The 23376-nt window shown below is 33.3% G+C and carries 23 protein-coding genes; 21 read left to right on the top strand and 2 right to left on the bottom strand.

The genetic code is table 11. The annotated features are described in order from the left end of the window. The first annotated feature begins 59 nt into the window (after nucleotides 1–59). From spoIVA to ACIQZA_RS03450, 13 genes are all read left to right on the top strand, one after another. A complete protein-coding gene (spoIVA, locus tag ACIQZA_RS03390; RefSeq protein ID WP_142508377.1) occupies nucleotides 60–1538 on the top strand; it encodes a stage IV sporulation protein A in 1479 nt (492 codons plus the stop codon). A 199-nt stretch (nucleotides 1539–1737) separates the two neighbouring features. Next, nucleotides 1738–2010 carry an HU family DNA-binding protein gene (locus tag ACIQZA_RS03395; protein ID WP_004232618.1) on the top strand — a complete coding sequence of 91 codons (273 nt, stop codon included), beginning with the start codon at nucleotides 1738–1740 and terminating at the stop codon, nucleotides 2008–2010. Between the two features lie 757 nt (nucleotides 2011–2767). After that, nucleotides 2768–3337: a GTP cyclohydrolase I FolE gene (gene folE, locus ACIQZA_RS03400; RefSeq protein ID WP_400937333.1), complete on the top strand. Its 570-nt coding sequence runs from the start codon at nucleotides 2768–2770 to the stop codon at nucleotides 3335–3337. 63 nt (nucleotides 3338–3400) lie between these two features. Continuing rightward, entirely contained in the window at nucleotides 3401–3619 is a 219-nt protein-coding gene (gene mtrB / locus ACIQZA_RS03405; protein WP_049666799.1) for a trp RNA-binding attenuation protein MtrB, read from the top strand. A gap of 407 nt (nucleotides 3620–4026) precedes the next feature. Next, entirely contained in the window at nucleotides 4027–4794 is a 768-nt protein-coding gene (locus ACIQZA_RS03410) for a heptaprenyl diphosphate synthase component 1 (RefSeq protein WP_402879730.1), read from the top strand. 15 nt (nucleotides 4795–4809) lie between these two features. Further along, on the top strand, nucleotides 4810–5514 hold the full coding sequence (locus tag ACIQZA_RS03415; protein WP_402879728.1) for a demethylmenaquinone methyltransferase: 705 nt from the start codon (nucleotides 4810–4812) through the stop codon (nucleotides 5512–5514). A 19-nt stretch (nucleotides 5515–5533) separates the two neighbouring features. After that, nucleotides 5534–6508, top strand: a complete 975-nt coding sequence (gene hepT / locus ACIQZA_RS03420; RefSeq protein ID WP_400937341.1) for a heptaprenyl diphosphate synthase component II — start codon at nucleotides 5534–5536, stop codon at nucleotides 6506–6508. Nucleotides 6509–6595: 87 nt separating this feature from the next. After that, entirely contained in the window at nucleotides 6596–7012 is a 417-nt protein-coding gene (gene ndk / locus ACIQZA_RS03425) for a nucleoside-diphosphate kinase (protein ID WP_132359254.1), read from the top strand. Between the two features lie 114 nt (nucleotides 7013–7126). Further along, nucleotides 7127–8155, top strand: coding sequence for a tyrosine-type recombinase/integrase (locus ACIQZA_RS03430; RefSeq protein WP_402879726.1), 1029 nt, complete (start codon nucleotides 7127–7129; stop codon nucleotides 8153–8155). 10 nt (nucleotides 8156–8165) lie between these two features. Further along, entirely contained in the window at nucleotides 8166–8372 is a 207-nt protein-coding gene (locus ACIQZA_RS03435) for a hypothetical protein (protein ID WP_402879724.1), read from the top strand. Nucleotides 8373–8526: 154 nt separating this feature from the next. Continuing rightward, nucleotides 8527–8976 carry a hypothetical protein gene (locus tag ACIQZA_RS03440; RefSeq protein WP_402879722.1) on the top strand — a complete coding sequence of 150 codons (450 nt, stop codon included), beginning with the start codon at nucleotides 8527–8529 and terminating at the stop codon, nucleotides 8974–8976. Between the two features lie 518 nt (nucleotides 8977–9494). Further along, nucleotides 9495–10145, top strand: coding sequence for a hypothetical protein (locus ACIQZA_RS03445; protein WP_402879720.1), 651 nt, complete (start codon nucleotides 9495–9497; stop codon nucleotides 10143–10145). Nucleotides 10146–10216: 71 nt separating this feature from the next. Then, complete coding sequence (locus ACIQZA_RS03450) at nucleotides 10217–14302, top strand: exonuclease domain-containing protein (RefSeq protein WP_402879719.1); 4086 nt, start codon at nucleotides 10217–10219, stop codon at nucleotides 14300–14302. An 84-nt stretch (nucleotides 14303–14386) separates the two neighbouring features. On the opposite strand, the gene ACIQZA_RS03455 is transcribed toward ACIQZA_RS03450, so the two are convergent. Further along, nucleotides 14387–14728 carry a helix-turn-helix domain-containing protein gene (locus tag ACIQZA_RS03455; protein WP_402879717.1) on the bottom strand — a complete coding sequence of 114 codons (342 nt, stop codon included), beginning with the start codon at nucleotides 14726–14728 and terminating at the stop codon, nucleotides 14387–14389. Between the two features lie 157 nt (nucleotides 14729–14885). Between ACIQZA_RS03455 and ACIQZA_RS03460 the strand changes: the two genes are divergently transcribed. The 4 genes from ACIQZA_RS03460 (at nucleotide 14886) to ACIQZA_RS03475 (ending at nucleotide 18389) form a co-directional block, all read left to right on the top strand. After that, on the top strand, nucleotides 14886–15062 hold the full coding sequence (locus ACIQZA_RS03460; protein ID WP_402879716.1) for a hypothetical protein: 177 nt from the start codon (nucleotides 14886–14888) through the stop codon (nucleotides 15060–15062). A 113-nt stretch (nucleotides 15063–15175) separates the two neighbouring features. After that, nucleotides 15176–16525, top strand: coding sequence for an S-layer homology domain-containing protein (locus tag ACIQZA_RS03465; RefSeq protein ID WP_402879715.1), 1350 nt, complete (start codon nucleotides 15176–15178; stop codon nucleotides 16523–16525). Nucleotides 16526–16583: 58 nt separating this feature from the next. After that, nucleotides 16584–17573 (top strand): hypothetical protein, encoded by a 990-nt coding sequence (locus ACIQZA_RS03470; RefSeq protein WP_402879714.1) that lies wholly within the window; start codon nucleotides 16584–16586, stop codon nucleotides 17571–17573. A 135-nt stretch (nucleotides 17574–17708) separates the two neighbouring features. Then, nucleotides 17709–18389: a DUF6710 family protein gene (locus ACIQZA_RS03475; RefSeq protein ID WP_328025488.1), complete on the top strand. Its 681-nt coding sequence runs from the start codon at nucleotides 17709–17711 to the stop codon at nucleotides 18387–18389. A gap of 293 nt (nucleotides 18390–18682) precedes the next feature. On the opposite strand, the gene ACIQZA_RS03480 is transcribed toward ACIQZA_RS03475, so the two are convergent. Further along, entirely contained in the window at nucleotides 18683–19315 is a 633-nt protein-coding gene (locus ACIQZA_RS03480; protein WP_402879713.1) for a hypothetical protein, read from the bottom strand. 78 nt (nucleotides 19316–19393) lie between these two features. Here ACIQZA_RS03480 and ACIQZA_RS03485 point away from each other — a divergent pair, with 78 nt between their 5' ends. From ACIQZA_RS03485 to ACIQZA_RS03500, 4 genes are all read left to right on the top strand, one after another. Next, nucleotides 19394–20383, top strand: a complete 990-nt coding sequence (locus tag ACIQZA_RS03485; RefSeq protein ID WP_402879712.1) for a hypothetical protein — start codon at nucleotides 19394–19396, stop codon at nucleotides 20381–20383. A 141-nt stretch (nucleotides 20384–20524) separates the two neighbouring features. Beyond that, nucleotides 20525–20722 carry a sporulation protein Cse60 gene (locus tag ACIQZA_RS03490; protein WP_403009841.1) on the top strand — a complete coding sequence of 66 codons (198 nt, stop codon included), beginning with the start codon at nucleotides 20525–20527 and terminating at the stop codon, nucleotides 20720–20722. A 117-nt stretch (nucleotides 20723–20839) separates the two neighbouring features. Further along, nucleotides 20840–21772 (top strand): hypothetical protein, encoded by a 933-nt coding sequence (locus tag ACIQZA_RS03495; protein WP_402879709.1) that lies wholly within the window; start codon nucleotides 20840–20842, stop codon nucleotides 21770–21772. A 531-nt stretch (nucleotides 21773–22303) separates the two neighbouring features. Beyond that, the gene (locus ACIQZA_RS03500) at nucleotides 22304–23215 is read left to right on the top strand and encodes a hypothetical protein (RefSeq protein WP_402879707.1); all 912 of its coding nucleotides are present in this window, start codon (nucleotides 22304–22306) and stop codon (nucleotides 23213–23215) included. The last annotated feature ends 161 nt before the right edge of the window (nucleotides 23216–23376 follow it).

Genomic DNA, 23376 nt, shown 5'->3' on the forward strand with positions numbered 1-23376 from the left:
TCATATTTATCTATCTGCTCGCATATAGTGAAAAAGCGTAGATAAAGGAGGCAGAAACCTTGAGTGAAGCAGTATTTAGAGAAATTGCAGAGCGCACAAATGGCGATGTTTATATTGGTGTTGTCGGTCCAGTACGTGTAGGTAAATCAACATTTGTAAAAAAGGTTATGGAAGCAGTCGTGTTACCAAATATTGTGGATGATACAGAAAGAATGCGTGCACAAGACGAGTTGCCACAAAGCTCGCCGGGGCCAGTCATTATGACTGCTGAGCCGAAGTTTGTGCCTGCCCAAGCAACACGTATTGCGGTCGGTGATGATGAAATGACGTTCCAAATTCGTTTAGCAGATTGCGTTGGTTATGTCATTGAAGGTACAAAGGGCTATGAAGATGAAAATGGGCCGAAATATGTGCATACACCTTGGCATACAGAGCCTATCCCTTTCCAAGAAGCGGCGAAAATAGGCACAGATAAAGTTATTCGTGACCATGCCAATATTGGAATTGTTGTAACAACAGATGGCACGGTAAATGGAATTAGTCGTCGTGCGGCAGAGAAGGCTGAAGAGGAAATTGTAGAGCAATTAATGGACATTGGAAAACCTTTTGTTATTGTATTAAATTGCCAAATGCCAGCGCGAGAGGAAACGGTACAGCTTCGAAATGAGTTATTTGAGCGCTATAATGTTCCAGTAATTGCTACTTCAATTGATCAAATGCGTGCATCTGATATTCAGTTTATTTTGCAAGAAGCATTATTTGAATTTCCAATTCGAACAATTGAGGTGGAAAAACCAGATTGGTTAGATGTTTTAGATGCTACACACCCGTTGAATGTTGCGTTAATTGATTCGATGGAAGAAGTGTTGTCATCTATTATGAAAATAAGAGATGTACAGCAGGCGTCAGATGCCTTTAAAGCCATTGATTTTATTGACCAGAGTGAAGTGGTGCATGTGGATGCTGGTGTTGGGACCGCAGTCATTCGAGTGTCATTACAAGGTGAGCTATATAAGTCGGTTTGCAATGAATGGCTAGATGAGCCGATTGAGACGAAGCGAGATTGGCTACTATTTATTAAAGAGTCAGCAGAAGCAAAGGAGGCGCAAAAACGCTTTAAAACTGCTATTAGTGAAGCAGATTCGAAAGGTTATGGCGTAACATTGCCGATGATGCAGGAGTTTGAGCCAACAGCACCAGAGCTCATTAAACAAAATAATTTTTATGGTGTGCGTATGAAGGCAAAAGCGCCATCATACCATATCATTCGTGTAGATATGGAATCAGAATTCGCGCCGCTAATTGGCTCAGAATTCCATAGCCAACAATTACTTAAGGATTTAAATCATGCTTATTTACATGATCGTGATGCTTTATGGAACACACAACTTTTTGGAACTCCGCTACATGAAGTGTTAAAAGAAGGAATACGCTATAAAATGGATGCCGTTCCATCAACAGCTAAAAAACGGATGCGCCAAACAATTGAACGTATGGTGAATGAAGGTGATAGAGGATTAGTTACATTTATTTTGTAGTGAAAAAATGAAAAATAAAGCGCAAAAAATTATCACAGGGCTCTTCGTTTTTATGCGAAAAGTCCTGTTATTTTTGTTTTTTGGGTGAAAAACGCATTTTTTGGTTATAATCATGTATGAATACAGTTGCGTAGCGGTTTTCTATGTGTTAATCTTTTTACAGAATTGGTTCATGACCCTTTGAGAGGAGGTGAATGGTGTGAATAAAACAGAATTAGTAAACTCTGTTGCTGAAGCTGCAGGTCTTTCTAAAAAAGACGCTTCTAAAGCAGTTGAAGCTGTATTTGATACAATTCAAGATGCTCTTGCAAAGGGTGACAAAGTACAATTAATTGGTTTTGGTAACTTTGAAGTACGTGAACGTGCGGCTCGTAAAGGTCGTAACCCACAAACTGGTAAAGAAATCGAAATCGCTGCTAGCAAGGTACCTGCTTTCAAACCAGGTAAAGCGCTTAAAGATGCTGTAAAATAATACACGTCTAGTAGTTACATAGAGCAGTCTTCATGTAAATAACATGGAGGCTGCTCTTTTTAACTTTTTTCAGCGGGTATCCAAAAATTCGCTTAAATAGAGTCTAAGAACACCCCGACCTTTGGCAATTTAACTGTGCGAAGGCGAAGCTATAGAAACGGAATGACCCACATAATGGTTTTTCCACTAAGAAAAGATGTGAAAGATAGCTAAAAAAGTTAATGTACATAGAAAGATGCAATAAACGAAAGTGTAAGCGTTAGAGATATTATTTGCACAATTTAGGTCCATCACTAAAAATAGAGCTATCTTTGCTAATACCAGAATATTAGTTGATTGGAGTGGAGGCTAGGCGACTCCTTGGGGATCAGCGATAGAGGAACGAAGGCTAAAAGCATCACATCCTGTGATAACGCCTTCGTGACCAACATCGTGTTGGCCCGAGACCCTGGAGCGAGCATTGCGAGTGAAGCGGCTCATCGGACGCCCCCAGGAAGCTTTGCTCTGTGCGAAAGCGTAGTGCTAACGTAGCGGCAGCAACAAAGCGCCCAGCCGGAACGGAAATCAACCTGACGTTATGGTGATGAGCCAAAATTTACAAAACATACTGCTAATTAGAAAGCAATAAGTGGCTATTTTGCTCATATAGCGTTGAATTTCTTTTGAATCAAGTAAGACGTTTTGCGCTTACCTTTTGGATATGCTACGATGCATAAGGAAATGTGTAATGTACTGATACGCAGGAGGGTTTTTACGGATGTCGAATGTTGATTTATTGAAAATAGAAGAAGCAGTAAAAATGATTTTAGAGGCGGTAGGAGAAGATGTAAATCGTGAAGGTTTACTCGATACACCGAAACGGGTAGCAAAAATGTATGCGGAAATGTTTAGCGGCTTACATGAAGATGCAAAAGATTATTTTAGAACCGTGTTTCATGAAGACCATGAGGAATTAGTACTTGTAAAGGACATTCCGTTTTATTCAATGTGTGAGCATCATTTAGTTCCTTTTTATGGAAAAGCTCATGTTGCATACATACCAAACGATGGCATTGTTGCTGGACTAAGTAAATTAGGACGTGCTGTAGAAACTATTGCTCGTCGACCGCAATTACAGGAACGAATTACTTCCACTGTTGCAGAGACGATTATGGAAATGCTCTCTCCGAAAGGTGTTTATGTAGTGATAGAGGCGGAGCATATGTGTATGACTATGCGAGGACTTAAGAAGCCAGGATCTAAAACTGTGACATCGGTTGCACGTGGTATTTATGAAGAAGATGAAGTAAAACGTAGAGAAGTTTTATCATTTATTCAAATGTCTTAAATTGAGTGTCTAATTATGTTATGATGGACTAAGAATTTGTCGGATTTAAGGAGTGTACAGACAATGGCACAAGATTATATTGTTATTCAAGCAGAGGAAGATGGCGTACATGTAATCGGTTTAACACGAGGTACAGATACAAAGTTCCATCATTCTGAAAAACTAGATGCAGGCGAAGTTATGATTGCTCAATTTACCGAACATACATCTGCCATGAAAATTCGTGGGAAAGCACAGATTCATACAGCACACGGTGTTATAAATAGCGAAGCTAAAAAGTAATAGAGAGAAATACCATTCAGAAATGCATCGTGTCTATGTAAATTAGTGAGGGCACATATAAATCGACTAGATGTGTAAAACTTAGTAATGGAGTTTTCGATTCGATTCTTTCAGCAGGTGTTAAACATTGCTGAAATAGACTAAGAATGCCACGTTCTGTGGCAATTTATCTGTGCGAAAGCGCTTTGTGCAAACACAAAGCCGATTCCGGACGCGATTATGCCGAGGCATAATTGATAGGCAGTTGGATTTCTTCCGTTTTTAAACGGGGAAGCTCTTCTGCCTATCATGTTGAATAAAGCAAAAACTTTTTATTCCGAATCGTCGCGTATGCTATAATGACTCAGTAAGCAAGCGTTAGGTCATGAAAGGACTAACGAATTTGAAAGTGAAATGGAGTAAGGTCTATGAATGCAACATACATTCAAAATTCAATTGCACAATTAAAAACAGAGATTTTCATGGATGTTCGTCATAGAACTTTGCAAAAATACACAGGATTGCCTGTGCTCGATGAAAATCAATTATTTTACTTGTTAGTGCCCTTTTTTAATGGGGAAGAGTGGCAACAAGATGAACGAGAAGCTGCAATCACTGTTGGAATTGTGTACGCAGCCTTAGCAGCGCACGATCATATTAAAGAACTAGATGCCACATCAAAAGAACAGCAGCTAACCGTTTTAGCTGGAGACTTTTATAGTGGCCGTTATTATGAGATTTTAGCGATGTCGGGAAATGTCGCAATGATTTTAAATTTGTCACAAGGAATTGTGGCACGTTGTGAGCACCAAATTAAAGTATATGAGGCAGAAAAACGATCAATTGAACAATGGTTTGCCTCAATCACTAACATTGAATCAGGATTAATCTCAAAATTTTTTGAGCTCTATTCATTTAGAGATTATATTCCAATTGTGGAGAAGAGCTTATTAATCTTGCGTTTAGAAAGAGAATGGGCGACATATCAACGTGGGCAAGTATCTTTAATGAGTAAAGTTCTTGAAGAAAGCGCGAGATATGCTGGAGCGACCTATGGCAACATCATAAAGGACAAAATTATGCAATTAACAACAGAGCTGTTACAGGTGATAGAAGATGCATCGTTTTTACAAGGTGATGTGAAACAAGCTCTACAAGCACGTGTAGAGGCATCCATTGCTTCTACTAATGGATAAGAGGGGTTTTTCAAAATGGCTAAAACGAAAGAAGAGCACGTGCACGAAGTATTTGAAAGTATTTCGGAAAACTATGACAAAATGAATGGCGTTATTAGTTTCCAAATGCATGTTGGCTGGCGCAATGATACAATGAAGCACATGGCAGTAAAACCTGGAGCGAAGGCTCTAGATGTTTGCTGTGGTACGGCAGATTGGACAATTGCATTAGCCGAGGCAGTTGGTGAAGGCGGAGAAGTAAAAGGGGTAGACTTCAGTAAAAACATGCTGAAGGTTGGTGAAGACAAGGTAAAGCCATACCCACAAATTGAACTAATACATGGAAATGCTATGGAGTTACCTTTCCCAGACAATACTTTTGATTATGTAACAATTGGTTTTGGGCTTCGCAATGTACCAGATTATTTACAAGTTTTAAAGGAAATGAATCGTGTTGTAAAACCAGGGGGAATGGTTGTTTGTTTAGAAACATCTCAATCTGAAATTCCAGGCTATCGACAACTATTCCGTTTTTATTTTAAATATATAATGCCGATATTTGGTAAAATATTTGCGAAAAGCTATAAAGAATATTCTTGGCTACAGGAATCAGCAAATGATTTCCCAGGTATGAAGAAGTTAGCGGCATTGTTTGGGCAGGCAGGTTTAGAAAAAGTAACGTACAAAGCATACAGTGGCGGTGCTGCGGCAATGCATATGGGCTTAAAAAAAGTACGTTAATGGGGGAAGGTTTTCACACGTGGAAAAGATGAAGTTAAAACTACTCTATTCCGATTTGAAATCAGATATCGAAATCATTGAACAAGAATTAGAAAAAGCAGTGAACTCTTCTTCAGGTTTGATCAATGATGCTTCTCTCCATTTATTGCAAGCTGGTGGCAAACGGATACGACCAATTTTTGTGTTGCTTGGCGCGAAATTTGGCGTATATGATATCGAAAAGATGAAGGATGTAGCCGTACCAGTAGAGCTTATTCATATGGCATCACTTGTGCATGATGATGTAATTGATGATTCCAATATGCGAAGAGGACGCCCGACGGTCAAATCACAATGGAATAATAGAGTTGCAATGTACACGGGCGATTTTATTTTTGCGCGTGCACTTGAATATATTACAAAGCTTGAAGACCCATTAGTTCATCAAATTTTAGCGCGTACAATGGTTGAAATTTGTAACGGTGAAGTCATTCAAATCGAAGATAAATTCAGATTAGATCAAGGCTTAAAGGACTATTTTAGACGAATCAAACGAAAAACGGCATTATTGATTTCTTCTAGTTGCGAACTTGGTGCAGTGGCAGCAGGTGTCGATCCTAAAACGGTAAGACATTTGAAACGATTTGGCTATTTTGTGGGCATGAGCTTCCAAATTATCGATGATGTTTTAGATATTATGGCAACAGATAAAGAATTAGGAAAGCCAGCAGGTAGTGATTTACTACAAGGTAATATTACATTACCGATTCTAATGTTAAAAGATGATCCTGTAATGCAACCTTATTTGGCAAAAGTATTTGCAGGCACATTGACGGAAACAGAACGTCAAAATATGCTGCAGTATGTGCGTAAATCCGACGCGATTGAGCAAGCTAATAAAATGAGTGATAAATATTTGAAAAAGGCATTACAAGAAATAGATGCATTACCAAAACATCCCGTCAAGAAAAAACTACGTGATGTCGCGTTATTTATGGGGAAGCGTAAATTCTAGCTTTTTGTTGTACAAAGGCTCATTTTTTGTTAATATTTATCGGTAGGTGTAAAACCTGTTATCCGAATTTAAGGAGTGTTTTAAACAATGGCAATCGAAAAAACTTTTTTAATGGTTAAGCCTGATGGCGTAGAACGTCAAGTAGTAGGAGACATCGTAGATCGTTTTGAACGTCGCGGTTTTGTATTGAAAGGTGCTAAATTAATGGTAATTCCTACAGAATTAGCAGAAAAGCACTATGCAGAGCATGCAGAACGTCCATTCTTTGGTGAATTAGTTGATTTCATCACTTCTGGTCCTGTATTCGCTATGGTATGGGAAGGCGAAAACGTAATTAAACTTGCTCGTACAATGATGGGAGCAACTAAACCTGAAGAATCTAACCCAGGTACAATCCGTGGTGACTATGCAACAACTGTTTCTCACAACATTATCCACGGTTCTGATTCACTTGCTTCTGCAGAGCGCGAAATCGGCTTATTCTTCGGTGAAGATTTAGTTTAATTTCTAATCTAAGAAGCGTAGCGAAAATAACTACGAATAGAACTCAATAAAAAAATCATCTATTTTCCGATGTAACTTTTACCTTCTAACAAAAAATGTTAGGGGGTTTTTTATTTGTCGAAATCATTTAATAAAGTTAACAAAAACATTGATTTAAGCTTATTGACTATCAAAACTGAAAAAGAACCAAAGAAAGAAATGGTGACAAAAATCAATAACAAAATGGATACGTTTGATGAATTGGACAACAGAAATATAACTATTAAACACGCCATACAAATTTTAAATCAACAATGGCGACTGAATGGGTTAAGACCAAGGACAATTGATAGTTACAACTATAATTTTAAGCGATTTGTTGAAGTTACTAAAGTTGAATATCTCCACGAAATCAACAATGAAAAAATTTATCAATATTTATCAAGTTTCCAAAATGCAAAGGACACATCGCTACATGGTCGTTTAAAGCAAATTAAAGCCGTTTTAAGCAAGTGTCACGATAATGGTTGGTATAACTCGAAGTTTTGGACAAACATCAAAATAAAAGTAAATACAAGCGTTAAGGAAGCTACTACGGAAAGTGAACTGGCACTCTTGTTATCACTTTTGGATAAATCAACGTATTCGGGATTACGTGATAGCATAGCGATTTTACTTTTATACAAAACAGGTATTCGAATTAAAACATTAGGTGCATTGAGAGAACAGAATATTGATTTTGAAAATATGCTTTTGAAGTTACAGGGAGAGATAATGAAATCGCATAGACCATTGATTCTCCCTTTAGATGATGAAATGTGTACTTTATTAAGCGAGCTAATTTCAATAAATGATGATGTTAGGAAAGAACATAGAGAAAAGAATGATTATATTTTTCTTTCAAACATAGGCGTACCAGTTTCAAATACAGTTTCACCGTCCAATTTAATTGCAAAAAATTTATGGGTATACAGTAAAAAATGGAATTTAAAGAACATTAATCCTCATTCTATTAGAAGGTTGTATGCTCAGAATTTGGTGAAACGTGGGGCGGATATAAACTTAGTATCTCATGCTTTAGCGCATTCTGACTTATCGACAACTACGAGATATTTGGGGTTAGATGTTGATACAGTAGCAAAAAATTTACGTGATTTTTTATAGATATTTACACATGACAACCATATTTAACACAGAAATAGATGGATTTCATGAGATAACAGCCTCTTATAATGAAGAAGCTGAAACAGTTACATTTGAAACATTCATCAATTTATCCATTGGTAAGTCGATTAAGATAGGCGGGGTTACATTAACAAAACAAGAGATATTCATGATGTTAAAGTATTTTTATGATGCGGAGGATAGATGTGCTTTATAGAAAGATTGTATAGTTAGATTTTAAATATTTATGAATTAAATTAATGGTGAGGTGTTGGTTATGAAATCAGCACCTTTTTATTTTGTAGTTGGAATTTTTGATTGTTTAATTTATAATATAATTAAATAATGATATGTAATAAGGAGATGGTTTTGTGAATTGGAAAGATAATAAGAATGATAAAAGTAGATATTATGGTGCTGGGAATAAATATATGTTCTTAAAAATTGGAAAACAAGTATATAACGATACAGGTAGAGAGTTTACAAAGCTAACTACATCCAAAATCCTAAAAGAATATTTAGATGAACAACAATTAGGCTTTTTTAAATTTGGTGTTGATAAAAAAGGCAATAAAACAAAGTTATTTATCTTATTTAGTAATGAAGAAGATACTTTTTACGGGTTGAGAAATACGGAGGGTGGTCATAAAACAACGGTTAGTATCAATCAAATTGTGGATGATTTAAAAGTGGATGGCATTGACTTACCACTTGAACGCCTGAAAATAGAGGTTGTTCCCGAAGCCGATAAAGAGAAATTAGGCGTAGATAAAGAAGCACATTTATTTGAGGTAATTCTTCCTACAAAGGAAAAGGCATAATCTAGCTTTTAAGGCTGTTTTAGCATAAGTAATAAGCCAAAATATCATAGGTCATAGATGCAGCCATGCGAGTATAAACGCATGGTTTTTTTGTTTATGGATTCCATTTGTTGCGGTTACATCGGTTACACAAGTTACAGCTTATTTGACTAAAAGGTTTATTAGGATTTTTTCTTTACTACATAAAAAAAATAGATGTATATCTTAACTATAAAAATAGTGTAACCAGTGTAACCGTAATAGATAAATTAATCATATTAAAAATAAAGTATTAATTATAAACCTTGATATATCAGGGTTTATGGAGGTTTTATGTTCTATTTTAAATGAAAAATTAGCGGTTTTTATGTGTAACCAGCATAGCTATTTTTGTAACCGAGAGGGGTAAAAATGTAACCCATGATAGTAAATTTGTAACCGCTACATAATAAAAAATTGAAACTGCGTAAAAATTGGTTGATGGAATTGATAGTTATGTAATAATATATGTTTGTAAGATTGGAAGAAAGGATGATGGTATGGTTAATTTAAATGATTTGATAAATATAAAAAATAAGAAAGGTGGATTATTAAAGGATGATATATATGATTTAATCATAGAAAATATTGAATGCCAATCAGATAAAGTAGATAAAAATCAAAATAGATATGAAATGTGGAAATTCAAATTGCGTTTAGTAGATAGAGATTATAGATTAACAAAAAATGTATTAGTCTATGATGAAGCAAATGTGAATGACATAGGAAAAAATCAATTAATGCATTTAATAGGATTGCTGGATATTGACTTTGATAATTTAGCAGTAAAAGAGTCAGAATTAAAAGATTTTTTAATAGAAAAGTTAAAGGAATTGAAAGTTGTTAGCGTTATCTACACAAAGAATGGGAGGAATGAAGTTGGGTGGCTGTATGGCATAGAAGAGAAGGAAAAAGCATTAGAAAATTTTCATCGAAAAAATCAAGAATTTAAGAAACTTGATGAACCTGTTGAAAAAATTGAGAAAGTTGATGGGGTAGTAAGCGACATTGAGAAAGTTGATGAGGTTTCACCAGATGAAGCACATCAAGTTTTGGAAAATGAAGTAAAAGGAAATGAGGAGAAAAGCACTCAAGCCAATGTAAATGGAACAGATGATATTAATTATACTGATTTTATCAAGTTTGATTAAATATGTTGATGCGAGTGGGGGTGTAAGTGCTTCACTCGCTTTATTTTTCTAAAAATTAAGGAGGGCGAATAATGGGTAAATATTATAAAGAAAAAAGTATCAATGAAATGGTCGAAGAAAATGAATTTGTAAGTGTCAGTGGAAAAATGGTAAGTGGTTTAACGGTCAAGACATGGAAAAGTGGCGAAGGTGAGAATCTCATTTTTGTTTTGAATGATGGAACAAGCAATCTAAAGTGTATTATCTTTGTGAGGTACGAAAACCATGACAAAGCCAGCATAGAAACAATTAAAAACTTCTTTGTTAAAGGGCATTTTTACGAATTGAAAGGTAGTACAAGCGTAGATAAAAAATACACAAATTTTAGTGTGACATCTGCTCATATAGGTAATACCAATGTGCCTACTATGCAATTGCAAGTAGATATAGAGGACTGTAAGGATATTACGAATGATATTGGGCATAGAGTAGACACAGATGAAATAGGTCGAGTTGAATTTAAAGCGATTAGTCAATATTCCACGATGCAAAGCATTGTAAAAGAGGCAGCCGCTATAGAGTTGACCAATAGATTTAATTATCAAGGATTAGGCTTTGTAGAAAAAGGAACGGTAAGAGGCTTTCCTTTGATAGAGCAACAATTTAATCAATACAAAAAGGTGATGGTAGATAAATACAAGAATAATCCAAGCAAAGAGAATCAAAAACGCTTAGAGAATATTGAAAAATTAAAGATGTTTTATGGTGTTGATTTTTTAGTTCATCAAAATCGGTATCTGCATTACCTAGTAAATAGTGAGAAATTGCATGAGAAAAACAGTGAGAACACTAGTGAGAAATTTTTGAGAAATGTTAAATATCTAGTATTTGATATAGAAACGACAGGTATTTACCCACTTTTTCATGAAATGATTGAAATAGGAGCAGTAGTTATAGAGAACGGTGAGGTTATTAAAGAGTTTAATGAGCTGATTAAACCTAAAAATAAAATCACTCAAAAAATTAGCAGCATCACAAATATCACAAATAAGATGGTAGAGTATTGTGTGAATGAAGAAACAGCATTAAGGCGTTTTTATGAATTTATTGGTGATGAAGAATATGTATTAGTCGGGCATAATGCTAGGGATTTTGATTTAAATTTTATCAATGTAAGAAGCAGAATGTATAAGCTCGATGAGAAATTAAATGATTTTGCCTTAATTGATACCCTGTATTTAAGTAAACTTGTAGAGGAAGAGGTATTAGCGAAGCAGAGAAAGCGTAAGAATTATAGCTTAGAAGGCATGTTAAAAAAGTATGGAATCAAGATTGAAAATCATCATAGAGCTGTTTCTGATAGCTCGTATACGTTTAAATTATTCCAAAAGTTGTTAGAGGATATGGAAGCTCATAATAAAGATTTAGTAGCGTGTAATGAGCCTTTAAAAAGTCAGCTAGATATGCGTTTTCCCCAAATGGTCACGCTGTATGCCTTAAATCGAGAAGGCTTAACTTTTATTAATCAATTAAGTAGCAAGGTCAACACTGATACAACAAACAGGGTTTTAAGCTGGGATGATATAAATGTTGAAGGGCTTCGAGAAAATATTTTGGTTGTAAGCAATGGCTTTTATTGCAAAGACATTTTTGAATGCTTACTAAACGGCAAATTTGATGAGCGTGTTTTAGAGAATTATGATGTGATTGGTTTAAATAGCCCATATAGTAATCATCATTATGAGGATGTACCAGTAGCAACATTAAAGCAATTAATCAAAATTGTTGATGGTATCTGTCAAAAGCAAAATAAAATGGTTATCAGCTTGGGTGAGGTGTTGTGTCTTCATAAATACGAAGAGAGATATTTAGATATGCTGTGGTTCGATAACAGGAGTAAGATATTTTTTGATAAAAATGTCACCATCATTCAGCAATATTTTGATAATAAAATTCAAAAAGGACTAGCTTTTACTGATACTGAACAAGAGATATATAACAAATTTATTCAAGGTGAATTAACAGGTGGTGATTTATTAAATGCTGATATTAAAGACTTAAAACTAAAGGTTGTGAGTGGAAGATTTCATCCATATATTCAAAATAAGGAATTAGCAAGAACCAATGTTTATTATAAATCGACAGAGGAACTATTAAATGATTTTGCTTTCCTTGGTGAGGAAAGAAGCCGAGAAATTGTGTCCACCAATACCATCAAATTATTAGATAAATTTTCTCCCTATGAGGTAGTACCAACGCATCCACTAGTAAAGCCATCTATGTTAGAAGGCAATGAGAAGGAGAAAATGCTTGAAGTCGTAGAAAGAAGGCTTAAAGAGTTATATGGTGAGCATGTTGATAAGGTTATTCAAGAAAGGTTAAATAAAGAGCTAGAAATGGTCTTTAAAGGTGGCTATGAGGTTGTCTTTTATGGCAGTTATTTATTAGTAGAGGAAAGCAAACGCAAAGGCTATTTAGTAGGTAGTCGTGGGAGCGTTGGCAGTATGTTACTTGCTTATGTAATGGGTATCAGTGAAGTCAATCCATTATCGCCACATTATCAATGTGATACATGCCAAAAAGTAGAATTTTACGAAGAGGAAAATGTAGTATGTGGCTTTGATTTGCCTGTTAAGAAATGTGCTTGTGGTGGTTCTTTAAAGGGAAATGGTTTTGGCATTCATTGGAGTAGCTTTATGGGCTATAACGGTGAGAAAACGCCTGATGTGGATTTAAATTTTAGCAGCGAGATTCAAAAGCATATGATTGATTTTATCACCAGCTTATTCGGTGAGCGCAATATAGTACGAGCTGGCACAACCAGCACACTTGCCGAGGGGAAAAGTAAGAAAATCATATGGGAGTATCATAAAGCTAAAGGAAATATAAAAGTAGAAACGCTAAAAGAACGATACGATAATGATGTTAGTGATTTTTATGAATTAGATGATGAGGGAAATTTACATCCAATTGATTACATTCATTTTGATATAAATAATCACAACATGATTTATATAGAAAAATTAAAACAAGAGGATAATCGTGAGCCATTAGTAGAGATATTAACATTTGATTTCGATAGCTTGGTGTTAGAAGAAACACTCGATTTTTTAAATGGTGTAGCATTTAGTAGTGGTCAACATGCTGGTGGTATGTTAGTGATTCCAGAGGAGTTAGATGTACATTATTACAGTGGTATTACCTACAGTAAGGATGGTAATGACGCTAGTAATATAGCCTTGCAATCAGAATATAAGCCGTATGAGGATGCAATTTTAAAGTTTGACATTTTGAGCCAAGATGATAGTACAAGGCTGTACTATTTAGAAAAAGAAACAGGCTTTAGTATTGTTGATATTGATATGTATGATACTGATGTGATACAACAATTTGCGTTAGGGCGCACTGAAATGATAAGCGAATTTAATACAAATTATTCTACCAATGTCACCAAGCAAGTATGCCCTCAAAAATTTAGCGACTTGGTAGCAATTAGCGGTTTAACGCATGGAGAAGGTTTATGGGATGGTAATGCGGATGTATTGCTACAGAACGGCAAGGCAATTAGCGAACTGATTACAAGCAGAGAGAACTTTAAAAGATTGTTAATGCAATACGGTGTGGAAGAAGTTTTAAGTAATAAAATCGTTGAATTTATTCGCAAAGGGAAATTGCATAGTGAGAAAAATAAAGCCGCTAATCAAATTGAATGGAAAAAATATGAGGAAGTTTTAAGACAGCATCATGTAGATGAGTGGTTTATTGCAAGTATGAAAAAAGTTAAATATTTGTATCCGGTAGCCCATGCTGCTGCTTATGTCATTAATGCTTATAGATTAGCGTGGTTCAAAAAATATTATCCACTTGCCTTTGCAAAGGTTATGATAAATCAGTCTTTATCAGATAAAGATGTGGATAAGCGTATCTTTTTAATGGATAGGGAGCAAATTGATGCATTGATTAAAAAATATGAAAATCCAAAAACGTTTTACACGCTGTCTAAAAAAATAAGAAAAAGTTCGGCTCAAATTTATTTTATGCGTTGGTTGTTCACTAATCGTATTGAGCTATTAGGGATAGATGAAGATAAATCAGATGCAAAAAGAGCTATAATTGAAAGAGAAAAAATACGTTTACCGTATATGTTGAAACGATTCAGCTTAACAGAAAATGAATAGCTAGTATGTATAAAAATCCATTCAGACCATCTAGGTAAGAATGGATTTTTATGTGTGAAGATATAAATAGGAAAAGTGGTGTTATTATCGTTCAAAATGTTTTTTATAGGTCTTGATAACATCGAGAATATATAGTTGTTCTTCTTCTGATAGTTCGTTTGCAAGGGCATAAATGTCCGCAAGCACTTTAGCACTTTGAGCAACATCCTCTTTTTCATGCATTTCCCCTTCACCATTTAGAAGCCATTCTTTATTGATTTTTAAACATTGGCTAATGGCGTTCATCACAATCATCTGTGGCTCAGTTTTATTTTTTTCAAGATTAAAAATCACACCCCTTGATACACCAATTGTTTCAGCAAGTGCCTCTTGTGTGAATCCCTTACTTTTTCTAGCATGAGTTAATCTTTCTCCTAAAGAATCCATTAAACTATCACCTCGTATTTTATTATAACCAAATTAAAAATCATTATCAAAGCATTTTTGCCTTGATGGTGAAAATAATTTTAATCGTTTTGCATTTACAATGAAAAATGGATATGTTACTATTCATTTATAAAGCAAAAATAAGGTGGTGGATGAATTGACAAAGCAAAACGGAGCTGTTTCATCCGTTCGGGTACTGAACGAAATCATTGATACGGCAAATGAGCTACCCATTGAATGTCAGGAAAGAATTCTTGATATTTTACGTGGTATGGCATTTACAAAAAAATGTTTAGCAAAAGAATCCGAACAATTAGATGAATCTAAAGAGTAGGTTAACAGTCAATACCATCAATGGATAACAAATTTATTTAAAGTGTTTTAAAGGCTATTTTTAATACACTTTATCAATAGCCTTATTTTTTATAATTTTTAGGAGGCGAAAGTATGAGGAACAAAATGAAATTAGGCATGTGTAGCGCATTATTAGTAAGTAGTTTAGTAGGCGGAACTCTCGGTACAAGTGACATGGTAGCACATGCATCAAGTCATGTAGCGCAACAGGTAAGCAATCCATTTAAAGATGTGAGTAAAAAGGATGCTGCTTATGAAGCTATTCTATGGGCTAGTAAAGAAGGGATTGTTAGCGGTTATAAGGATGGTACATTTAAGCCAAATGATAAAGTCACAGAGGCTCAATTTGCAAAAATGTTAGTGAATTACTTTAAGCTGGATGTTGCAAAAGGCACTTTGATGAGAAATAGTGGGGAACGCCATTGGTCTGATGATTTTTATGACCAATTAGCAAGTTATAGTGTGCCATTAAATGGTTATGTCAACGAGGTACAACGTTTTGAGCCTGTGAAGCGTGGCGTTGTAGCAGAAGCACTCGCTTATCTTGCAAAGGATGAGATGACGTTAAAAGATAGCATTCAATTTTTATATGATAATAAAGTATCAAGTGGTCAAAACCCAACAGAAAAATTAATTGAGCAACATTTTGGCTATGCCAATCATGTCACTCGTTCACAAGTGGTTGTTTTCTTTTACAAATTGCATTTAGCAAATATCAAATCGGTGCAAGGCAAACAAGCACTTAGTCAATATGCTTCCAATGAAGACATCGAGAAATTAGCAAAGCAAGGTACTGGTTATCTGTTTTATCTATTGACGAAAGGTAGTATACATGTGGATTTAGAAAGAGGAAGAATCAATCAAGAAGAAACGGAGGACTACAATAAACGATACAGAGCATTATTTGATTCGGCTACGTTTAAGTTTGCAGAACGTGTAAAAAATAAAAGTGCTGGTCATGAGTTATTTGATTTTAAAGCATTGGATAAATTGGAAAAAGAATTAACATCTGAAACGATTCAATACTTAAATCAACACTATGTAGTAGACGGAGCAACAAGCGGTGATGACCATTATTTAATATTTTTTGTGGATAAAAACGACAAGTATCTAACCATTACTTATGGCTCAAATGATTTTGCTACATCTTTATATGGGAAACGTAAGTACCATGTAAGAGCTACAGGCAATACACCTACTGCTAATCAAGCATTGGCGATGATAGTGAGCGATATTTCAGGCACAAAGCGAACGCTTACTGAAATCAATTCATATAAAACATGGATTGATAAAAAGCAAAACTTATCGTATGAATACGGCTACGCTGGAAATCTTGTCGTTCGTTTTGGCATTAAAACGTATTTAACAGGTTTCCCATATGAAGATGGCGAGTTTAGTTTTACTTATTTCCCCGATAAAACAAGAAATGGAGATTATGAGTAAAAATAATTATTTAGCAAGCTGATACATCAATATCCATATGGAGAGGCGTAGATAGTCGATGAAAAAATTATTTTTATTCCCTTTACTGGCTCTATTTTTAGTAGCGTGCGGAAATACAGAGAATGAAGCTGTATCTAAATCTGATAAAAAACAATCATCTGAGGAACTAGAACCAAAAATCGTAACAGAAGAAGAGAAGTCTGCTAAACGAGAAGAAATTGTAGAAAGATTACGAGAAACCGCACGTTATAATGACGAAAACACAGAACCAGCTAATGTAACGCCTGTTGTTGGGTATGCTGATATGATTTCTGATGCGGTTATTAAAGGGGAACACGCAGTTTTGCATTACAGACGATTCCCTAATGCTCAACATTATGGTGATAGTAGTAATATACTCGTCCCTGGTTCTATCATGCAATTTTCAAAGTATTTAACCCTTTATATAGATAATATTTATATTGGCTACGGTGATTTATCAACACAGTATCGTCAAAGCATTGTATCTGATAAAGTTACAGAAGAAGGAAAGCGAAAAAAGTTCGAGAATAATGTTGTATTGATATATGAGGGCACAATTGTCAATGATTATCCTACAAGTGGCAGTGTAGGGTATGTCCGACCAGCTTTAAAAATACATGCTGAACCAGATACATTGAGATATGATTTGTACCGTGATGACCAAAATTTTAATCTAAGTATAGATGAAGTATTTTTCTTTAACAATGAGGAACGAGAGCATACGGAAAAGTATGTTCAAGGCGATTCAAATAAGTTTTACATCGTGAATTATATTCCTAAAAAATATATAGAAGAAGGTTTTTCTTTGTATGTTTTGCCACAGGCTGATGTTAGGGGTACAGCTTATATTCGTGGAGGGTGGCATGGAAGGGAAGGCTTTCAAATCAAATTTCCTGATGAATCGTGGGCATATGGAAACCTAGATTTGGTTACTGAATCTGATTTAACAAAAATGCATGAAGCAATTTATTTACCAACAGATGAAGAAATTGACCAAATGGTAAATGATGAGTTGGGTATTGAATAAAGAAATCTTGTGAAAATTGTAAAAATCTCTGTGAAATGTTGCAGAGATTTTTTGTTTCACACTGTTTTTGGTATCTAATAAAGAAGGAAAATTTCACCTTTTGTAGAATATGGTCGTTGAGAGGGGATGAAAAATTTGATATTCAAAACCGATAATTTGACAAGAAAGCGATTTAAACATGCTTTAGAAATTGCAAACAATATAATTGAGGATAACGAAAGTATTTCATTAGATTCAATTAACCATCCAATTTATAAAGTAATCCATATATTTGCACGAGGTATACAATCACATTTTTTACAAAATATAATTACTACATATGAACATGACATACCTCATCAAAGAGATATAAATTTATTTCATCCAGAGTACAATTTGATAAAAAAGCATAATATACCTACTGAAATTTTTAGTGAAATGTATACTGAAAAAGAAGTCATGATAGATTTTAGCATAGATATTGTTCTTAGTTTCCCGTGGTCTTTAAGTAGGTTTTATAGTGTAATGGTAAATATAAAAAGAGGAGAATGGGAATATAAGCCGAGTAATCATATAGCTCACTACATAGAACCATTCAAAATAGGAATAATTACCAATGGGTATCATTCAAGCACAATAGGTATCCTTACCTCACAAGGAACGATGCCAGCTAAAGTGATTGATATGAGTATATTCTATAAATGGATATATTCAGATGGCATATATTATTATAACCGTAGTACAAACAAAAAAATTGACAAAGTAACTTCATTTGAAGAATCTGTAATTTATGAAATAGGGAGATTAATTTATAAAAAACAAATTAAAAATATCTAGTAATAAGTATTTATTTATCAAGAAAAAGGATATGTAAAACTAACTCGTTCTGGTGGTACTACTGGTAACAATTTAAAACAAATTGATGAAGAGTTAAGAAAAGATATCTTATGTTTTTGATAAAGTTCCAAGATGGAGAAGGGGTTAGAAGAAGAAAAAGGGAGCAATAAAAGGCTATTAGGAAAGTTGTTTGAAATGATGAGCAAAATGGAAATGAACGGTGTAAAATAAATCAATTTGGTAATATGCATACTAAAGTAGTTTATGAAAAATATTTTAGTATGCATATATCTCTATATCTTCTCGATTAGTTCTGAAATATTATTTATTAGAGATTCTTCATCAGCAGTTATATGTAAATCCACATACACTGATTGATGCGAATGTAGATGACTTTCCCAACCATCTAACATAGAAATATAGACAGAACGGATAAAATCATCACTTATATTTTTATTTCCTACATATCCATTATTAGCTACGAAAGTTTCATGGCGCACTGCATAAAATGTGTCTTTGACTATATTAAATTCCATTAATAATAATTTACCGTTTTCATCTATAACCAGTGAATTATTATGTGAATCATCGCCATATAGTAACAATTCCTTTACATCGTTAAAACTAAATAGCTTTTCAGTTGGTTTTTCAATTCTATGAGAAACGATTTTTAAGCTAACAATTCCTGAACCTGCTGAATTTGCACTTAACTCACCTTCTACAATATTACCTAAAAAGTTTGTGTATTTAATTGTTTTAAGAGATTCAGCGTAATTTTCAGCGTATTTTTGAGCATCAAGATAATTTGAGAAAATCATATCATCTTCATAAAAAGTAGTAGAACGGTCATCAATCTTTTTAAATTCATTATTATTTTTCAACCTATGTTTATCTGATATAAATCCAAAATCAATTGTGAAACGCATATTTAATTGAACACCTCACTAAATATTGTATAATACTAAAGTAACATATTTTAACATTTTTAGAAAGGCTGGTGTTTTATGAAACCAAAACAGAAAACTTCATTGTATAAGGTCTGGGAAAACTTCGGATTGAAAAATAATATTTATCAACCAGATGAAATTTTTTCGTTTTTAGAAAAGGCTATTGAAGCTACAAATGGGCGTTTAAATGTTGATTTTTATGGAGGAGGCTATGCAGACGAATTATGTGCAATTAAGCGTATAGACGATTTCTTTTATTTATATTGGAAAGATTTCGAGGATTATTTTTCGAGAGTTGATGAATTAACTGAATTTGAAATAATGAATTACCAATCTTTTGGTGGTAATACTTACATTTATCAAGTGATGAATATAAATAATTTAGAAATCCTTGAGCATAAGGGAGAGATTTATATTGTAGTAAGGTGCAATTACACTACGAAAAAAGAATTATATTCAAGTCTTGTTAATACTTTCAAGGTTTCTAAAGAAAATATAATTGAAATTGAAAGTGGTCATTATATTGAATTTTTATTTAAAGATTCAAATGGATATAATCACAGTTGTCAACTTATACCGTTTCCTATTAATTCGGTAATGATTCAAGAAAAAAATAATCCTTTACATATAAGTGTATCTAAAGTGATAATGGATATGGTTTTAATTAACGAATTCAAAGAACTATATAATACTTGGTTACGAGAATTGTGTTCTTTAGAGGATTATCTCAATAGTCGCCAACTAAAAAATTTAGGCAGTGAAATTAGATTAGAATCTGAAAGGTTACTGAAATATTATATCCTATATAAACATTACGAGATGGATTATAAAGAATTCGAGAAGATTTCAAGCGAAATATTATCAAAATATAGTCACTTAACATTAGGTGATTTAAAAAAGAAAATATCAACAATAGATATTCCAAATAATTTCATAGTAATTCTAAACACATTAGCACATGATAGTGGTAAACCACCAATGAAAAAAGACCTCAATTTTGTCCTTGAAAATTTCAGAAATATTTTAGATGAAAATTTTAAAATCTAACGGATATGAAAAACTCTTCTCTAAAACCTCATAATAGTTCTATTGTGTATAGTAATTGTTATTTGTTAAAAACAATGGAATTTTATCAAAGGGAAACATCTCCTTTTGTCGAAATGAGTAGATGGAAGGAAGGTGATAAATTTGAATCAAGTAGAATTAATAACGAATGAGGATAAAAAAGAATTTCAACAAGAAGTAAACGAATTTTTAGGAAAACTTTCTAGTGACCAACTTATTGGTATCCAATATGCAACGACACCAACTGCGATTGCAACGCATTCTGAATACGGTGTTTACCCAAGTGTTGAATATTCAGCGTTAATTCATTATAAAAAGTAAGTCCCATTATGCGTAGTAACTGCTAGTCTAGTCGATTAGCAGTTTTTTATTGTCTAATAAAGAAGGGGAACATTTCCTTTTTGTCGAATAATGCTAAAAAAGGAAGGGAGTTTGAATATGTTTTTCAATTTATTTAGAAGAAAAAATAAAGAAGAAGATACGGTGAATACGCAAGAGGATGTGAAGCAAAACCATGAAAATACTAAAACGAAAGTTATTTCTGAAATACCATTTGAGGAAAAGATAATTTATTTATTAGAAGGAAAAGAAGCAGCATTTCCTAGAGGTTTTGAGAAAGAAAAATATTTCACAGTAGCTAAAGAAGTTTATGAATCAAGTAACGCAAAAGATGTTATTGAAAAAATAAAGATAACAAGATTAACTGAAAACGTAGCTGGATACTGCATTCCCAAAGTATGCAATAATAAATTACTAATTACGATAGTAATCGAAGAATTTAAATTGGGAATTAATAGTCCAAGCAAAGTTGTACTTAAAGATGATAAATGTATTGAATTCAGAAATATATTAGCACATGAAATAATACATGCAGAAGATGAAAAGCGAATAATAGATGAATATGGTGAAAAAGAATATCAAGCTATTATTGACAATGAAATTGCAAAATTAGGGAAGACTATATTAACAGAGTATACTGCTTGTAGGAAGGCTGCTGAAAATTATGCATATTTTGATTCAACAGAGGATATAAAGAAAAAGGTGAATGGTATTGATGCATATTTAGGCTATAAAGAAATAAACGCAATACAATTCGAAAACCCAGGGGAAAAGGAACTTGAATATGCCAGGGACTTGAATTATGCAATTGCAACATGGTGTGCATTTGCAGATGTTTCAAATGAATATGAGAAAAAATTACATGTACCTACATATATAAAGAAACATAAAGAATATACAAAATATATTTTATCAGTAAGGAGCCTACTAAGAGCTAATTATGAAAAACAACCATTAAATGAAGAAAAATATCAAAAGTTAGGACAACAAATTATGAGCGAGTTAGCTACAATTTACTCTATGAATAATTAAGAAGAATAGTTCAATATTGCTCAATAAACGTTACTTACATCAAGTAGCGTTTTTTTATTGCATATAGACATAACGAGTTACAATTTTGAGGGGGCTGGTTACATTTTTGGCTATGTCGGTTACACTTTTAGCCTTGCTGGTTACATCCATTTTTGCACGAAATATTAATGATGAAATACATACTTAATTTATAAAAGGGTTTATAAACGTTGATATATCAAAGTTTATGGCACTATTAATTTTATAAAATACTACATACTATTTCTTACAATAGATAATAAAGAGATATGGGTTACACCAGTTACACTATTTTGATAGTTATGTATAGATAATTTTATCTTTTCTTTTAAAAATAAATTTTGTAATAAAACTTTTATGTTAAAAGGGTGTAACTATTGTAACTGATGTAACTAGTTAGAAAAGCTAAGTAATGCGCGTATAAGTCGATGTTATTTTATGTCGTTTTTAGCAGGAAATCTCTACCTTTTGTCGAAGATTATTACTATAGGTAAATAACAACGAGGTGAGATTGTGGGATTAAAAATGCCGGAAGCATATTCTGAAAAACTAAAAAGGGATGTAACAATTGAAGAAGCTACAAAAAATAATATTAAAGATGAGCTTTATTGTAGTAATGAGAAATGTCGAATTCCGTTAACTTTTGTTGGTAATTCTACAAGGAAGAACCGTCCAGTTAGTGCTTATTTTAGAAGGAGAGGGAAAGTAGAGCATATTGAAAAGTGTGGTTATAACACGTTAGGTCAATTAAATATTGCAGCTCGAGATTCAGACGATGCGTTGGTTAGTTTAAACGATAAAAAGTATAGCTTAAGGCTTAATTTAATTTCAAAAGCAATAAAAAATAGTGATTCATCAAAAAAGAAAGAAAGCACAGATGTGGATGTTGATAATACAAAACAGCCTACTAAAAATTATATTTCTTCAGGGAAGATTTCAGCATATTTATCAACCATGAAAAAAATAATGCAAATTAAATCCAAAGTTGAAGATGAATCTGAACTGAAAAAATTAATAGAAATTCAATTTAATAGTGAGAATATTAGGTGGTCGGATTTTTATTTTGAATTTGATGACTATGAAAAATGTTTCAGTAAACTTATGAAGAACAAAATTAATTATCCGCTTTGTATAGAGGGAGAGATTAAAAATTTTGAAAAAGCTAATGAGAATTTTTCATATCACTCCATCAAGCTTAAACTTAAATTTCTTGGAGAAAATGAAGATGGTAAAAATAAATATGCCTCTGTTTCGATATTGTTAAGTGACGAAAACATTTATGAAAACCTTAAAAAAGAGTTTGAAAGTGGGAAGAAACATGTAGCATTTTGTTCAAATATGAGAGCTAAAAGAGTGATAACCTCAAGTGAGTTTTTAAACATAACAGGAGTTGTATATAATACGAAGCAGATTTATATGTATTAAACAAAGGCGCTTCAAAGTATTGTAAGGTAATTTAGTTATAAGTAATGGGAATTTACCAATCCAATCATATAAAAAAACAAGTCTAAATTTTAAATAAACATTCTCATTTAGAGAGTGTTTTTTATTTTGTGTTAGGATGGTTAATTAAAGTGAAATTGTAA

It is taken from the genome of Lysinibacillus sp. NPDC096382, from assembly GCF_044762845.1.
In the GTDB taxonomy this organism is placed as follows: domain Bacteria; phylum Bacillota; class Bacilli; order Bacillales_A; family Planococcaceae; genus Lysinibacillus.

What these genes read in the sequence shown, in the direction of transcription:
- folE (WP_400937333.1), top strand. Translation starts at nt 2,768, where the DNA reads ATGTCGAATGTTGATTTATTGAAAATAGAAGAAGCAGTAAAAATGATT.
- mtrB (WP_049666799.1), top strand. Translation starts at nt 3,401, where the DNA reads ATGGCACAAGATTATATTGTTATTCAAGCAGAGGAAGATGGCGTACAT.
- ACIQZA_RS03410 (WP_402879730.1), top strand. Translation starts at nt 4,027, where the DNA reads ATGAATGCAACATACATTCAAAATTCAATTGCACAATTAAAAACAGAG.
- ACIQZA_RS03415 (WP_402879728.1), top strand. Translation starts at nt 4,810, where the DNA reads ATGGCTAAAACGAAAGAAGAGCACGTGCACGAAGTATTTGAAAGTATT.
- ndk (WP_132359254.1), top strand. Translation starts at nt 6,596, where the DNA reads ATGGCAATCGAAAAAACTTTTTTAATGGTTAAGCCTGATGGCGTAGAA.
- ACIQZA_RS03435 (WP_402879724.1), top strand. Translation starts at nt 8,166, where the DNA reads ATGACAACCATATTTAACACAGAAATAGATGGATTTCATGAGATAACA.
- ACIQZA_RS03445 (WP_402879720.1), top strand. Translation starts at nt 9,495, where the DNA reads ATGGTTAATTTAAATGATTTGATAAATATAAAAAATAAGAAAGGTGGA.
- ACIQZA_RS03450 (WP_402879719.1), top strand. Translation starts at nt 10,217, where the DNA reads ATGGGTAAATATTATAAAGAAAAAAGTATCAATGAAATGGTCGAAGAA.
- ACIQZA_RS03455 (WP_402879717.1), bottom strand. Translation starts at nt 14,728, where the DNA reads ATGGATTCTTTAGGAGAAAGATTAACTCATGCTAGAAAAAGTAAGGGA.
- ACIQZA_RS03465 (WP_402879715.1), top strand. Translation starts at nt 15,176, where the DNA reads ATGAGGAACAAAATGAAATTAGGCATGTGTAGCGCATTATTAGTAAGT.
- ACIQZA_RS03470 (WP_402879714.1), top strand. Translation starts at nt 16,584, where the DNA reads ATGAAAAAATTATTTTTATTCCCTTTACTGGCTCTATTTTTAGTAGCG.
- ACIQZA_RS03480 (WP_402879713.1), bottom strand. Translation starts at nt 19,315, where the DNA reads ATGCGTTTCACAATTGATTTTGGATTTATATCAGATAAACATAGGTTG.
- ACIQZA_RS03485 (WP_402879712.1), top strand. Translation starts at nt 19,394, where the DNA reads ATGAAACCAAAACAGAAAACTTCATTGTATAAGGTCTGGGAAAACTTC.
- ACIQZA_RS03495 (WP_402879709.1), top strand. Translation starts at nt 20,840, where the DNA reads ATGTTTTTCAATTTATTTAGAAGAAAAAATAAAGAAGAAGATACGGTG.